Source organism: Citrobacter sp. 172116965 (assembly GCF_013458095.1).
GTDB classification, from domain to species: Bacteria; Pseudomonadota; Gammaproteobacteria; order Enterobacterales; family Enterobacteriaceae; genus Citrobacter; species Citrobacter braakii.
This window is the reverse complement of record NZ_CP046673.1, coordinates 4,163,715-4,176,576: the sequence shown is the minus strand read 5'-3', so window position 1 is coordinate 4,176,576 and position 12,862 is coordinate 4,163,715. Positions and strand designations below refer to the sequence as shown.

Sequence of the window (12,862 nt, the reverse complement as noted above, 5' to 3'; positions counted from 1 at the left end):
TCAGGAGGACATATGAAATTCTTACAGAATATCCCGCCTTACCTGTTTTTTACCGGCAAGGGTGGTGTAGGAAAAACTTCTATTTCCTGCGCGACGGCTATCCGCCTTGCTGAACAGGGTAAGCGGGTTTTGCTGGTCAGTACTGACCCAGCCTCCAATGTCGGTCAGGTGTTCGATCAGGCTATCGGTAATACCATTCGCCCTGTGGCAGCAGTTCCTGGACTTTCCGCTCTGGAAATCGACCCGCAGGAAGCCGCCAAACAATACCGCTCCAGAATCGTTGATCCTATCAAAGGTCTTTTGCCTGATGACGTTGTTAACAGTATCAGCGAGCAGCTTTCAGGAGCCTGTACCACTGAGATTGCGGCGTTTGATGAGTTCACCGGCTTATTGACAGACGCTTCCCTGCTGACCCGCTTCGATCACATCATTTTTGATACAGCGCCGACGGGCCACACGATTCGCCTTCTCCAGCTTCCCGGTGCCTGGAGTAGCTTCATTGAAAGTAACCCGGATGGTGCTTCCTGTCTTGGCCCAATGGCCGGGCTGGAAAAGCAGCGTGAGCAGTATGCTCATGCGGTAGAGGCGTTATCCGATCCTGAACGTACCCGCCTGGTTCTGGTTGCGCGACTGCAAAAATCTACGCTGCAGGAAGTCGCCCGCACCCATGAAGAACTCGCCGCAATTGGCCTGAAAAACCAATACCTGGTGATTAATGGTGTGCTGCCTAAAGCCGAAGCTGAACATGACGCCCTGGCCGCTGCGATATGGCAACGTGAGCAGGAGGCACTGGCAAATCTTCCTGCCGGTTTATCTGGGCTACCGACAGATACCCTATTACTACAGCCAGTCAATATGGTTGGTGTTTCAGCATTGAAGGGACTTCTGGATACCGGTTCTGAGGCATTACCGCTCCCGGTAACGAACATCCAGTACACGCCTGAAAACTTATCGCTCTCTGGCCTGGTTGATGATATCGCTCGCAGTGAACACGGTCTGATTATGCTGATGGGTAAAGGCGGTGTGGGTAAAACCACAATGGCTGCGGCTATCGCCGTCAGTTTGGCAGATAAGGGTTTTGATGTGCATCTCACTACCTCAGATCCTGCTGCACACCTGAGTACAACGTTGAATGGCAGCCACAAAAATCTGCAGGTCAGCCGAATCAACCCTCACGATGAAACTGAACGCTATCGTCAGCATGTTCTTGAGACGAAAGGCAGGGATCTGGATGAGGCAGGGAAACGGCTGCTCGAAGAGGATTTACGTTCTCCTTGCACGGAAGAGATTGCGGTGTTCCAGGCGTTCTCACGCGTAATCCGTGAAGCAGGCAAACGGTTTGTGGTCATGGATACGGCACCTACCGGGCATACGCTATTACTGCTTGATGCGACCGGGGCTTACCACCGAGAGATTGCCAAAAAAATGGGGAGTAAAGGTCATTTTACTACCCCAATGATGCAGCTTCAGGACCCGGAACGCACCAAAGTCCTGCTGGTCACTCTGCCTGAAACCACACCGGTACTGGAAGCGGCAAACCTGCAGTCCGATCTTGAGCGTGCGGGGATTCATCCGTGGGGCTGGATTATCAATAACAGCCTTTCCATTGCGGATACGAGTTCTCCGTTGCTTTGCCAGCGCGCCCAGCAGGAACAGCCTCAGATTGAGGCTGTTAAGAATCAGCACGCTAACCGTATAGCGCTCGTTCCGGTACTGGCTTCTGAGCCAGCCGGTATTGAAAAACTCAGAGAGTTGGCGAGTTAATTTTTTGTTTTTACAGGGCGGTAGAACCGCCCTGTCAGGAGGATGTATGTTACTGGCAGGCGCTATTTTTGTCCTGACCATTGTTTTGGTTATCTGGCAACCGAAGGGATTAGGGATCGGCTGGAGTGCAATGCTAGGCGCAGGACTGGCTTTGATATCTGGCGTTGTGCATGTAAGCGATATTCCGGTGGTGTGGAATATCGTCTGGAACGCGACAGCGACCTTTATTGCGGTGATTATCATCAGCCTGCTGCTCGATGAATCCGGCTTTTTCGAATGGGCGGCATTGCATGTTTCACGCTGGGGTAACGGTCGTGGCCGTTTGCTCTTTACGTATATCGTCCTGCTAGGTGCAGCGGTGGCGGCATTGTTTGCCAACGATGGTGCGGCATTGATTCTTACTCCAATTGTCATCGCCATGCTGCTTGCATTAGGTTTCAGTAAAGGTACTACGCTGGCATTTGTCATGGCCGCCGGGTTTATTGCCGATACGGCCAGTCTGCCGCTTATCGTGTCCAACCTGGTTAACATCGTTTCTGCAGACTTCTTTGGGCTGGGCTTCACTGAGTATGCGTCGGTAATGGTGCCGGTGGATATTGCCGCTATTATCGCCACGCTGGTGATGCTGCATCTGTTCTTCCGCAAAGATATTCCGCCGACTTACGACCTGGCTCTCCTGAAAGCACCTGCAAAAGCTATTAAAGATCTGGCAACCTTCAGAACCGGATGGATAGTGTTGATCCTTCTTCTGGTTGGCTTTTTTGTCCTTGAGCCGGTGGGTATCCCGGTCAGCGCGATTGCTGCTGTAGGAGCTGTCATTCTGTTTGCGGTGGCGAAACGAGGCCATGCCATTAACACTGGCAAAGTGCTTCGCGGTGCGCCATGGCAGATTGTCATCTTCTCATTGGGGATGTACCTGGTGGTCTACGGTCTGCGCAACGCTGGGCTAACCGAATACCTTTCAGGTGTGCTGAACGTACTGGCGGATAAAGGACTCTGGGTTGCGACGCTTGGTACTGGCTTCCTGACGGCTTTCCTGTCTTCCATCATGAACAACATGCCTACCGTGCTGGTTGGCGCTCTCTCTATTGATGGCAGCACTGCAACAGGCGTTATCAAAGAAGCGATGATCTACGCCAACGTGATTGGCTGCGATCTGGGCCCGAAAATTACACCTATTGGTAGCCTGGCAACGCTGCTCTGGCTGCATGTCCTTTCACAGAAGAATATGACCATCACCTGGGGATACTATTTCCGCACCGGGATCGTCATGACTCTGCCTGTGCTGTTTGTAACGCTGGCAGCGCTGGCGCTACGTCTCTCTTTCACTTTGTAATGAGATACTGATATGAGCAACATCACTATTTATCACAACCCGGCCTGCGGCACGTCGCGTAACACGCTGGAGATGATCCGCAACAGCGGTAATGAGCCGACTGTTATTCTTTACCTTGAGACCCCACCTTCACGCGATGAGCTGGTCAAACTCATTGCAGATATGGGCATTTCCGTCCGGGCTTTGCTGCGTAAGAACGTCGAACCGTATGAGGAACTGGGTCTTGCAGATGATAAATTTACTGACGACCAGCTAATCGATTTTATGTTGCAACATCCGATCCTGATTAACCGTCCGATTGTAGTGACGCCACTGGGAACTAAACTTTGCCGTCCTTCTGAAGTCGTTCTGGATATCCTGCCAGAATCTCAGAAAGGGGCTTTCACCAAAGAAGATGGTGAAAAAGTCGTTAATGATGCAGGTAAAAGACTGAAATAAAAATGAAGGGGGCATTTGCCCCCTTCATGGTTACTTAGCCATTTCTTTCAGTAGGTCAATACCTACCGGCTCTTCGCTCTGTAACGCAGTTAATGCAATACGCTTTGCATACTGCTCTTCCACATCAGAGATGAGAGGCAACTCGCGGTTCGCCCTGGTCTTCAGGAAAGGTGAAGACGGTTCAGCTGCCGCCAGGCTGTTATTCACAACCCATGCCCATGGCTCGATGCCAGCGCGACGTAAATCCTGCTGTAGGTTCGCCGCTTCAAGTACCGGTGTCGTTTCGGCAAGCGTCACGATAATAACCTTTGTCTTCTCCGGGTCCTGCAATTGCATCATTGGCGTCATCACATGGTCATGTGTTTGCCCCATCTGACGCACCATTTCCCGGTGATAGGCTCCTGTTGCATCCAGTAGCAGAAGTGTGTGACCTGTTGGCGCGGTGTCCATAATAACGTAAGCGTCGTCTCAGCACCGTCTGGCAGATCCTGAAATTCCTGAGAGGATAATGGACACCAAATATGGTGGACGCTATCCATGAAATCATTAACCGCAGTGCGTAAAAAAAGCCCTAATTATCCCGTTGAGTTCAAAATCAAAATGGTTGAACTCTCGCATCGACCAGAGATCTCCGTAGCGCAACTCGCTCGTGAGCATGGGATCAACGATAATTTGCTGTTCAAGTGGCGCCAGTACTGGCGCGAAGGAAAACTACGTCCTCCTTCAACAACAGAAAACAACGTGCCTGAGCTGCTCCCGATAACACTTGATGCCGAAGATGTTGTCCCTGCAACCTCCCCCCGGTCACAACCTGTAGCTGCTGCGGCACCTGAATCACTCAATATCAGCTGTGAAGTGACGTTCCGGCACGGATCACTCCGTCTGAATGGTGCCATCAGCGAAAATATCCTGAACCTGCTGATACGGGAGCTCAAACGTTGATCCCATTACCATCAGGGACAAAGATCTGGCTGGTCGCTGGCATCACCGATATGAGAAACGGCTTCAACGGCCTGGCGGCAAAGGTGCAGACGATGCTGAAAGACGATCCGATGTCAGGTCACGTTTTTATCTTCCGTGGGCGTAATGGCAGTCAGGTAAAGCTCCTCTGGTCTACCGGCGATGGACTGTGTCTGCTGACCAAACGGCTGGAGCGCGGCCGCTTCGCCTGGCCGTCAGCCCGGGATGGCAAAGTGTTCCTCACACCGGCACAGCTGGCGATGCTCCTTGAAGGTATCGACTGGCGGCAGCCTAAAAGACTGCTTACGTCACTGACTATGTTGTAGGCCTCTTTATCCTGGTCGACGCTGAATGAGCCTGGTAATATACCCGGTATGAACAGCTTACTTCCTGACGATATCGATGAACTGAAACGTCTCCTTGCCGAACAGGAGGCGCTGAACCGTGCCCTTCTGGAAAAGCTGAACGAGCGTGAACGCGAAATAGATCACCTGCAGGCGCAACTGGATAAGCTGCGCCGGATGAACTTCGGCAGCCGCTCCGAAAAAGTCTCCCGCCGTATCGCGAAGATGGAAGCCGACCTTAAGCAGTTGCAGAAAGAAAGCGATACCCTTACCGGCCGGGTGGATGACCCGGCCGTGCAGCGCCCGCTGCGGCAGACCCGTACCCGCAAACCGTTCCCTGAATCACTTCCCCGTGACGAAAAACGGCTGCTGCCGGCAGCGTCATGCTGCCCGGAATGTGGTGGTGCGCTGAGTTACCTGGGTGAAGATGCCGCCGAACAGCTGGAGCTGATGCGCAGCGCCTTCCGGGTTATCCGGACAGTACGTGAAAAGCATGCCTGTACTCAGTGCGATGCCATCGTGCAGGCCCCCGCGCCTTCACGGCCCATCGAGCGGGGTATCGCAGGACCGGGGCTGCTGGCCCGCGTGCTGAGTTCAAAGTATGCAGAGCACACCCCGCTGTACCGCCAGTCTGAAATATACGGCCGCCAGGGTGTGGAGCTGAGCCGCTCACTGCTGTCGGGCTGGGTGGATGCGTGTTCCGGCTACTGTCACCGCTGGAAGGGGCGCTTCAGGACTATGTGCTGACTGACGGTAAGCTCCATGCTGATGACACGCCTGTCCCGGTGCTGTTGCCAGGTAATAAGAAAACGAAGACCGGGCGGTTGTGGACGTACGTTCGTGACGACCGTAACGCCGGGTCAGAGCTGGCGCCGGCAGTGTGGTTCGCTTACAGCCCGGACAGAAAAGGTATCCACCCGCAGAGCCATCTCGCTGGCTTCAGCGGTGTTCTGCAGGCGGATGCGTACGCCGGGTTCAACGAACTGTACCGCAATGGACAGATAACGGAAGCTGCCTGCTGGGCTCATGCCCGCCGCAAGATCCACGATGTGCACGTTCGCACCCCGTCAGCGCTGACGGAGGAAGCCCTGAAACGGATCGGTGAGTTATATGCCATCGAGGCGGAAATAAGGGGGATGCCGGCGAAGCGACGCCTTGCAGAACGTCAGCAAAAAGCTAAACCGCGGCTGAAATCCCTGGAAAGCTGGCTGCGTGAAAAGGTGAAAACGCTGTCGCGACACTCAGAACTGGCGAAAGCGTTCACGTACGTACTGAACCAGTGGCCGGCGCTGGCTTACTATACTGACGACGGCTGGGCCGAGGCAGATAACAACATAGCTGAGAATGCGCTACGGATGGTCAGCCTGGGCCGCAAAAACTACCTGTTCTTCGGTTCGGATCATGGAGGAGAGCGGGGAGCGCTGCTGTACAGCCTGATCGGGACATGCAAACTGAACGGAGTGGAGCCAGAAAGCTACCTTCGCCATGTGCTTGATGTTATAGCTGACTGGCCGATAAACCGGGTCAGCGAACTACTCCCCTGGCGCGTAGCACTGCCAACTGAATAACACATCCCCGTCAATACGGTTCTCGCTGCACGCTTACATAATAACAAAATGATCGTCTGCCTCTTTGATGATCCGCGAGAATGCCTGAAACACGGCGATCTCTTCAGTACATGGCGAGCGGAGATCTTCCTCCAGCACTGCTAGTCCCTCAGCGTCTAATCCTTTGCCCTGATTTTCCAGCACAAAGCGGCGATAGCGCTCTGTCTCCACCTTCGGATCGATACGGCTGACCTGAAGGTTTGGCAGCGAGCCATCCAGCGTATAAGACAGATGTGCTGCCGGATCGGACGTCGTCAGATGGACTTTATGACCGCGTTTTGCCAGCGATACCGCGATCGAAGCTGCAACAGTCGTTTTGCCCACGCCACCTTTACCCATTGCCATTACCAGACCTTTACCTGTCAGGCTGAGTTCATCTACCAGTGAGGCAAGTTTCGGTAAATCCAAAGTATTCAGCGTGGTAGCAGGGAGCGGCAGCGAGGCTTTGTTCTCCGTAAATAACTGACGCAGCGCTTCCAGACCGACCAGATTAAATGGCTTCAGATACAGCTGCGAGCGGGGAAGGTTCGCCAGGTTCTCTGGCATTGCCTGTAATGCTTTTTCTTCTCGAGCCAGAATACTTTGCGCCAGTGGATCATTTTCACCCGCAAACGGCGGCAGCACGCCATTAATGGCAAGGTGTTGATGCTGCAAACCGATAGCAGAAAGCTCATCGTGCGTATGAGAGACTTCTTTCAGTGTTGAAGCTTGGGCTCGGGCAACCAGAACCAAGCGCGTGAGAGCTGCATCAGACAGCGCCTTAACCGCGTCTGAGTACTGGTGCTGTTGTTTCTCCAGCCCCACCAGCGGCCCGAGGTTAGCGGCGGCATCAGGGTTCGCTTCGAGATAACCGCTCCAGGCCCCCGGCAACTCAAGCATACGGATGGTATGACCGGTTGGCGCAGTATCAAATACGATATGGTCATACTTTTCCCGCAACTCATGGTTGGTAAGAAGACCAGTAAACTCATCAAATGCCGCGATTTCCGTAGTGCATGAACCGGAGAGCTGTTCTTCAATGCTGCTGACCACATCGGCTGGCATCAGCCCGCGAACCGGGTCGAGTACTCGGTCACGATATGCCTGTGCTGCAGCCATCGGATCAACTTCCATCGCGGCAAGATTTTCTACGGTACTGATATCTGTGATTCGGTGGCCGATAGTCTGGCTAAAGACTTGGCCGACATTGGAAGCCGGATCGGTACTCACCAGAAGCGTTCTCTTACCCTGATCGGCCAGCCATACCGCAGTAGCACAGGCCAGGGATGTTTTACCCACGCCACCTTTGCCAGTGAAGAAGATGAACGGGGGAATGTCTTTTAAAAATGGCATATTCATCAGTGATTGCTCCTCTGGAATTAAGGCATACGTGGAATGCTGCAGCAGCGTGGTTGCGTGCTGTCTTCACTCCAGTCCTGACTAAGCGGAATACCTGCCCAACGGGCGATATCTTCACGAGTCGGGAGTTTGCCTGCCATCACGAGTTTGCCGTCGAGCAAGGTGACAGGGAGAGACTCCATCCCTGATGTGTTCAGAAACTCTTTAATGACCGGCGAATTCAGGAACTGCTGCGGGTTCTTCGCAAGGCTGTAGCGCTGTATATCAACGTCATTCTTTTTCGCCCATTCGGCGCTGGCGTTCCATTTGACGGCTTCGTCACTGACTACAACGCTGCTGGTTGCACAGCAGCCTGCTGCTTCAAAGATCTCAATTTTTGACATGGACTGTTTACCTCAGTGTTTAGTCATTTGGCTTTACACTGAGGTAAACGAAGGTGGTGGGGAAAAGATGCGCGATTAATTCATTTTTTTGTGGCAGCAGACGGAAGACGTGTCATCCGCCTCAATCTGACAAAGTTCTGTCATCGTCTCTTTCAGGTGTTTTCTGGCCCGAAGTAGTCGGGATTTAAACGCCGTAAGCGTGATTCCCAGTTCATCGGCCAGGGACTGCTGGGGACGCCGGTTAAGGTCGGATTCTTCAATCAACCACCGCTCATCTTCAGGTAATGCCTGCAATGTTTCAGGCAGGCAAATATCCAGCGTTGAGATTGCATCAGGGGATGCATCAGTGAATGGGGCATCATCTTCCAGCTCAACGAATTCCCTGGTGGTGCGGTACTCATCAATCAGCAGATTCCTCGCCGCCCGATACAGCCAGGCTCGCGGATTCTCCATTTCGCAGAAACTGTCTGAATGAGCGCGGGCACGCAGGAATAGCTCTTGCAGAAGGTCTGCTGCTTTTTCGCTATCACCTGTCTTAGATGTCAGAAAGCGAGAGAGTTCGGCTTCATGTTGCCGCCAGAACACGCTCATGCAGTTGTTGAATGCCGTTACATCACTCATACCAGCCCTCAAATTTTGCTCTGATTAACCCGCCGTGAAAGTTCTTCTGCAGACTCTTTTCGTTCGCTGTAGCGATCAACGAGATAGGCTGAGTTACCTCGGGTCAGCAGAGTAAATTTCACCAGTTCTTCCATCACATCCACGATCCGGTCGTAATAAGACGACGGTTTCATTCGTCCATCTTCATCAAATTCCTGCCAGGCTTTTGCCACAGAGGACTGATTCGGGATGGTGATCATCCGCATCCAGCGGCCAAGAATGCGCATCTGGTTTACGGCATTGAAAGACTGAGAGCCACCGCAGACCTGCATAACGGCCAGAGTCTTACCCTGCGAAGGGCGAACAGCGCCTTCTGATAACGGTATCCAATCAATCTGGGCTTTCATGATGCCGGTCATCGCACCATGGCGTTCAGGGGAACACCACACCATCCCTTCGGACCAACGAACCAGCTCGCGCAGTTCCATGACTTTAGGATGCGAGTCAGGCGCATCATCAGGAAGAGGCAAGCCAGAAGGATTGAAGATCCGCACTTCTGCGCCCATGGCGGTCAGTAACCTTGCCGCTTCTTCCGTTGCCAGTCGGCTGTAGGAACGTTCGCGCACAGAGCCGTACAACATGAGGATACGTGGAGGATGGGGAACGGCAGGAACACCGAATCTTGCCTCTGTGATTGAGGTGTCGAACAAACCCGAATCAACATTCTTAAGATCACCTGTCATTTTACTTCTCCGTCTTCTGGGGCAGGGGGAGGCAGTCGTTAGTCCCTGAGCAGCATTCTTCTGTCAGGAAGGCAATCAGAGCCTCAAGGTTTTCATATCGAGCGTGGCAAAAAAGCGTTCTGCCCTGACGTTCCTGGCGTACCAAAGAAACTGATATCAACGAGGAAAGATGATGGCTCAACGTAGACGCTGGGATTTCGAGCCGCTTCTGCAGTTCGCCAACCGGTAGCCCTTCATGCCCGGCTTTAACCAGCTCTCTGTATACGCTTAGGCGCGTAGGATGACCCAGCTCTTTCAGGGTTTCTGCTGCTTTCGAAAGCTCCATTTATATCTCATTTCTATATTTCCGGAATTATAGAATAATATCGTATCTTCCAATAAATACCAATAGTGAATGGGCCTTGCCCCTGAACATTTTGGATAAAGGGGGAGCATCATTGAGAAAAAGTGGGGAGTAGCTCTGCTCTTTTTCCCAGGAGTAAAACGGTTAGGCACAGATCGGAACTGATATTAGTGGCCGGTAAATAGCAGATATTCATCCATCATTTGCGTGAGGGATATGTTTTCCTCCTGCCGTCCAACCAGCCACAAGCCTAGATCTTCAGGTGCCTTACGTTTCAGGTTATCCAACCAGTCTTCCAGCGTCGCACCCATCATCAAATCGTACCAACATAGCCAGACCAGTTTGTGGCGATGCTCCGGTGAACTGAATTGGTGTAACAGGCTAATCAGCCTATTTGCCAGTGGGCGTTGTTTGAGGCGGATACATTCACTCAGTAATATCCCTTCCAACATTGGGTGGTGCAGTAAAGTTTTTTGCCTTGTCTCAAGGCTGATTTGCATATCAGTCAATACCGACACTGGCTCTGGATGCTGACTTCCGTAAATCAGTCGGTAAAGGCACTGTGGTACCACTGCAGTCATCTGCCCTGCGCCGGGAAAGTACAGACTGCCCACCATCAGATGGTGGCTGGCCTGAATATTGGGATGACACATGCCATTTATGATGGCCAGTTTTGTGAACCCGTTTAGCCAACGTTGATAGCTGACCAGCAAACTGTTATATCGCGTCTTTGTCTCTTTCATGGTGGATTATCCCTGGATACTGAATGACAGGCAGCCGCAAACCTCCGCTATGAGAGGATAAAGAGTTTGCCTGTCAGGAAAGTGATATGTAAGGAGAGGTATTTAGCTGCGTGATTCGTGGATTCTCGCCTGTAGCCAGGCTTCCACTTCACTCTGTAGCCATCGTGAACTTCGCCCCAGTTTGATGGGTTTTGGAAATATGCCATCTTTGATGAGTCGGTAAATCCACTTATCACTGACCCCCAGCAGGCGGGTGATGAAAGTCATATCAACGAACTGATCTTCAAGCAGGGAAGGTTTAATTGCCATGGTGAGATTCTCCGGTAGCTAAGTAAGTACCGGAGTCGTGTGATGAATCACTGTACCCTTCTCCGGCATAACAACCGGAACTGACGTAAAAAAGTGCGTCGTTTTATCGAAGCCCTCGCGGTCTGCCCAGTCCACTCGCGGGTGGTACCTCGTTGGCCCCGTAGTAAGTCTGCCCGTATTTTGATTTCTCCTTGGCGAGATAGCTGATGATGTAGCGCAGGTTGTCGATGGCTGCAGCATCATCGTAATTGACGGGGCGGGTGATATCGGCTTCGTAGCACTTCTTGGGATCACAGCGATTGTGGTACCCCTCACCCTGTGTAATCTTCTGCCAGGCAGCCCCCGCCTGTTCAGCCACCGGAAAGGTGGCCTGGTTATGGTGACCATCAAGATACATCACGATATGGGCATGGCATTTGTGTCGGGAAGTACACTCCAGTACCCAGAAGTGGCCCACGATGTTGCTCTCTAACATCAGATGTTCTGTTAACTGGCGTACCTCCCTTTCTGTCTCGTACCATCCGTGATGGTTATAACGCCATGTGTCATTCTGATAGAACACATCGAGTCTGAGGGGCTGAAGGCGGGAGTAACGTTCCAGTAGCTGATCAAGATGGTGGTTCAGTAACGACAACAGGAACCAGTTCATTGTGTATTTGCGATTCCAGGGCCAGGGAAAGTCCATGATTTAATCCTCTGTAGTGTGTGTACAAAGGAAGGTGGTGATATGTAATTTTTATGCAGGAAAGTCACAGTATTTCTGTTTACTGAGCAGTACTGTGGGGACAGAAGATATACAGACGGGGTAAGCGGATCACTGGGGAAGGGGATATGAAGAGGAAGTTCTTAAAACATGAAGACCTTAATTATACTAAAAACCCAAATGTTCGCTCCTGGTATCCAGGCTGTCCTGACAGCATCATATTCAGTATTTTTACGTGAGAGCATGTTACTATGAATTGATAACTAAAGAGAAAGAGCAATAGAATAAACTTGTTGATAATAAAGGTGTTTAAGGTTAATTGTTATGCACTTTTTCTAAAATGCTTAATAGGTGATTGGCATGTCAGAACGAATCACTTTCAATGTAACCAATTCTGAGACTCTGCGTGTTGTGGATGAATACAGCAAAAAACAGAAGATCTCACGATCGCAGGTTATTTCCACATTGCTGGATGCCACCGTTCCGGTACTGAAAGATATTAATCGCTATTATCAGCTTGCGGACGAACTTAAGGCCCGGCTACTGTCTGGTGTCTACCAGCAGGATTTGCCTCGCCGAAGAAATGTTGTAGCTGCTGAAAAGTATTGTATGGAGATCTGGGAGAGTAAGCTTCAGGTTGGAAAAGGGTACGACTTTGACAGCGTCAATGGCAAGGTGCATGTTCGCGAACATAAGCGACACCTCCGTCGGGATAATGCAGTTGGCAGGGTCGAAAATCGACATATCAAAGAGTTCTGTCAGTCGCTCCTGGAAAGATCAGAACAGGATGCCCGCTATGCCTGTTTTATCTATACCGAAAGGATTATTTTTGCTGATGTTGAAACCTCTGGACACTCTTCATCCCCAATAAAACTGGCAGCAGGTGATGCTGTAATTTTGCTGGCAAAAGATGTGGTTTTTAACGAGTTTTTCTTTGATATAGGTAAGGCGCTTTTTATTAATGTGGTTGATCTTATGTCATACGGTACAAGTGGTATCCCGGAGACGACAGGAGACCCACGTGTTCATTGCTGGGTGCCAATTCTGTTTAGTGGGAAAAATGCCGTGATAGTACCTGTGTACCTGATTGACCCTGCTACGGCCCCGACGTTAAGAAAACCAGACAACATCACAGTGGTTTACCAGGACAAAAAGTAACGTTGATTCTTGTTCCTGCCATGCCATGCGTTTTCATCTATCCCGTGGCAACCTCAGACTCATCTAGGTTGAATTACCTTGTGCAGGTGAAAG

At 51.5% G+C, this 12,862-nt stretch carries 13 protein-coding genes and 3 pseudogenes; 7 read left to right on the top strand and 9 right to left on the bottom strand.

What is annotated here, in order from left to right; genetic code table 11:
* The first annotated feature begins 12 nt into the window (after nucleotides 1-12).
* Genes arsA (GPJ68_RS20255) through arsC form a run of 3 tightly spaced genes read left to right on the top strand, consistent with a single transcriptional unit; the run spans nucleotide 13 to nucleotide 3,538 of the window.
* Nucleotides 13-1,764: an arsenite efflux transporter ATPase subunit ArsA gene (gene arsA / locus GPJ68_RS20255; protein WP_016538087.1), complete on the top strand. Its 1,752-nt coding sequence runs from the start codon at nucleotides 13-15 to the stop codon at nucleotides 1,762-1,764.
* A gap of 46 nt (nucleotides 1,765-1,810) precedes the next feature.
* Nucleotides 1,811-3,100 (top strand): arsenite efflux transporter membrane subunit ArsB, encoded by a 1,290-nt coding sequence (arsB, locus tag GPJ68_RS20250; protein WP_016538086.1) that lies wholly within the window; start codon nucleotides 1,811-1,813, stop codon nucleotides 3,098-3,100.
* Nucleotides 3,101-3,112: 12 nt separating this feature from the next.
* A complete protein-coding gene (gene arsC / locus GPJ68_RS20245; protein ID WP_000065761.1) occupies nucleotides 3,113-3,538 on the top strand; it encodes a glutaredoxin-dependent arsenate reductase in 426 nt (141 codons plus the stop codon).
* A gap of 30 nt (nucleotides 3,539-3,568) precedes the next feature.
* Here the strand turns inward: arsC and GPJ68_RS20240 are convergent.
* A pseudogene (locus GPJ68_RS20240) lies at nucleotides 3,569-4,006 on the bottom strand (ArsA-related P-loop ATPase); the annotation flags it as partial.
* A gap of 69 nt (nucleotides 4,007-4,075) precedes the next feature.
* Here GPJ68_RS20240 and GPJ68_RS20235 point away from each other — a divergent pair.
* From GPJ68_RS20235 to GPJ68_RS20225, 3 genes and pseudogenes are all read left to right on the top strand, one after another.
* A complete protein-coding gene (locus GPJ68_RS20235; protein ID WP_003031976.1) occupies nucleotides 4,076-4,480 on the top strand; it encodes a transposase in 405 nt (134 codons plus the stop codon).
* Nucleotides 4,477-4,824: an IS66 family insertion sequence element accessory protein TnpB gene (tnpB, locus tag GPJ68_RS20230; protein WP_021563201.1), complete on the top strand. Its 348-nt coding sequence runs from the start codon at nucleotides 4,477-4,479 to the stop codon at nucleotides 4,822-4,824. The genes GPJ68_RS20235 and tnpB overlap by 4 nt, the downstream gene beginning before the upstream one ends.
* A 48-nt stretch (nucleotides 4,825-4,872) precedes the next feature.
* Nucleotides 4,873-6,410 (top strand): annotated as a pseudogene (locus GPJ68_RS20225) (IS66-like element ISKpn24 family transposase).
* 36 nt (nucleotides 6,411-6,446) lie between these two features.
* On the opposite strand, the pseudogene arsA (GPJ68_RS20220) reads toward GPJ68_RS20225, so the two are convergent.
* The 8 genes and pseudogenes from arsA (GPJ68_RS20220) to GPJ68_RS20185 form a co-directional block, all read right to left on the bottom strand.
* A pseudogene (gene arsA, locus GPJ68_RS20220) lies at nucleotides 6,447-7,787 on the bottom strand (arsenical pump-driving ATPase); the annotation flags it as partial.
* A gap of 20 nt (nucleotides 7,788-7,807) precedes the next feature.
* A complete protein-coding gene (locus tag GPJ68_RS20215) occupies nucleotides 7,808-8,170 on the bottom strand; it encodes an arsenic metallochaperone ArsD family protein (protein ID WP_000034287.1) in 363 nt (120 codons plus the stop codon).
* A 75-nt stretch (nucleotides 8,171-8,245) separates the two neighbouring features.
* Nucleotides 8,246-8,791, bottom strand: coding sequence for a sigma-70 family RNA polymerase sigma factor (locus GPJ68_RS20210; protein WP_001286343.1), 546 nt, complete (start codon nucleotides 8,789-8,791; stop codon nucleotides 8,246-8,248).
* Between the two features lie 8 nt (nucleotides 8,792-8,799).
* Entirely contained in the window at nucleotides 8,800-9,513 is a 714-nt protein-coding gene (gene arsH / locus GPJ68_RS20205) for an arsenical resistance protein ArsH (RefSeq protein WP_000145398.1), read from the bottom strand.
* Between the two features lies 1 nt (nucleotide 9,514).
* Nucleotides 9,515-9,838, bottom strand: a complete 324-nt coding sequence (locus GPJ68_RS20200) for a helix-turn-helix transcriptional regulator (protein WP_000423544.1) — start codon at nucleotides 9,836-9,838, stop codon at nucleotides 9,515-9,517.
* A 185-nt stretch (nucleotides 9,839-10,023) separates the two neighbouring features.
* On the bottom strand, nucleotides 10,024-10,599 hold the full coding sequence (locus GPJ68_RS20195; RefSeq protein WP_000665320.1) for a hypothetical protein: 576 nt from the start codon (nucleotides 10,597-10,599) through the stop codon (nucleotides 10,024-10,026).
* A 102-nt stretch (nucleotides 10,600-10,701) separates the two neighbouring features.
* Nucleotides 10,702-10,908, bottom strand: a complete 207-nt coding sequence (locus GPJ68_RS20190) for an AlpA family transcriptional regulator (protein WP_000985661.1) — start codon at nucleotides 10,906-10,908, stop codon at nucleotides 10,702-10,704.
* Between the two features lie 103 nt (nucleotides 10,909-11,011).
* The gene (locus tag GPJ68_RS20185; protein WP_000347296.1) at nucleotides 11,012-11,593 is read right to left on the bottom strand and encodes an inovirus-type Gp2 protein; all 582 of its coding nucleotides are present in this window, start codon (nucleotides 11,591-11,593) and stop codon (nucleotides 11,012-11,014) included.
* 378 nt (nucleotides 11,594-11,971) lie between these two features.
* On the opposite strand from GPJ68_RS20185, the gene GPJ68_RS20180 reads away from it, so the two are divergent.
* Nucleotides 11,972-12,769, top strand: coding sequence for a hypothetical protein (locus tag GPJ68_RS20180; RefSeq protein ID WP_000003883.1), 798 nt, complete (start codon nucleotides 11,972-11,974; stop codon nucleotides 12,767-12,769).
* Nucleotides 12,770-12,862: the final 93 nt, after the last annotated feature.

Bases quoted from the DNA above. Each gene is read 5' to 3' on its own strand.
- GPJ68_RS20200 (WP_000423544.1), bottom strand. From the start codon at position 9,838: ATGGAGCTTTCGAAAGCAGCAGAAACCCTGAAAGAGCTGGGTCATCCT.
- GPJ68_RS20215 (WP_000034287.1), bottom strand. From the start codon at position 8,170: ATGTCAAAAATTGAGATCTTTGAAGCAGCAGGCTGCTGTGCAACCAGC.
- arsC (WP_000065761.1), top strand. From the start codon at position 3,113: ATGAGCAACATCACTATTTATCACAACCCGGCCTGCGGCACGTCGCGT.
- arsH (WP_000145398.1), bottom strand. From the start codon at position 9,513: ATGACAGGTGATCTTAAGAATGTTGATTCGGGTTTGTTCGACACCTCA.
- GPJ68_RS20185 (WP_000347296.1), bottom strand. From the start codon at position 11,593: ATGGACTTTCCCTGGCCCTGGAATCGCAAATACACAATGAACTGGTTC.
- arsB (WP_016538086.1), top strand. From the start codon at position 1,811: ATGTTACTGGCAGGCGCTATTTTTGTCCTGACCATTGTTTTGGTTATC.
- GPJ68_RS20195 (WP_000665320.1), bottom strand. From the start codon at position 10,599: ATGAAAGAGACAAAGACGCGATATAACAGTTTGCTGGTCAGCTATCAA.
- GPJ68_RS20190 (WP_000985661.1), bottom strand. From the start codon at position 10,908: ATGGCAATTAAACCTTCCCTGCTTGAAGATCAGTTCGTTGATATGACT.
- arsA (WP_016538087.1), top strand. From the start codon at position 13: ATGAAATTCTTACAGAATATCCCGCCTTACCTGTTTTTTACCGGCAAG.
- GPJ68_RS20235 (WP_003031976.1), top strand. From the start codon at position 4,076: ATGAAATCATTAACCGCAGTGCGTAAAAAAAGCCCTAATTATCCCGTT.
- GPJ68_RS20210 (WP_001286343.1), bottom strand. From the start codon at position 8,791: ATGAGTGATGTAACGGCATTCAACAACTGCATGAGCGTGTTCTGGCGG.
- GPJ68_RS20180 (WP_000003883.1), top strand. From the start codon at position 11,972: ATGTCAGAACGAATCACTTTCAATGTAACCAATTCTGAGACTCTGCGT.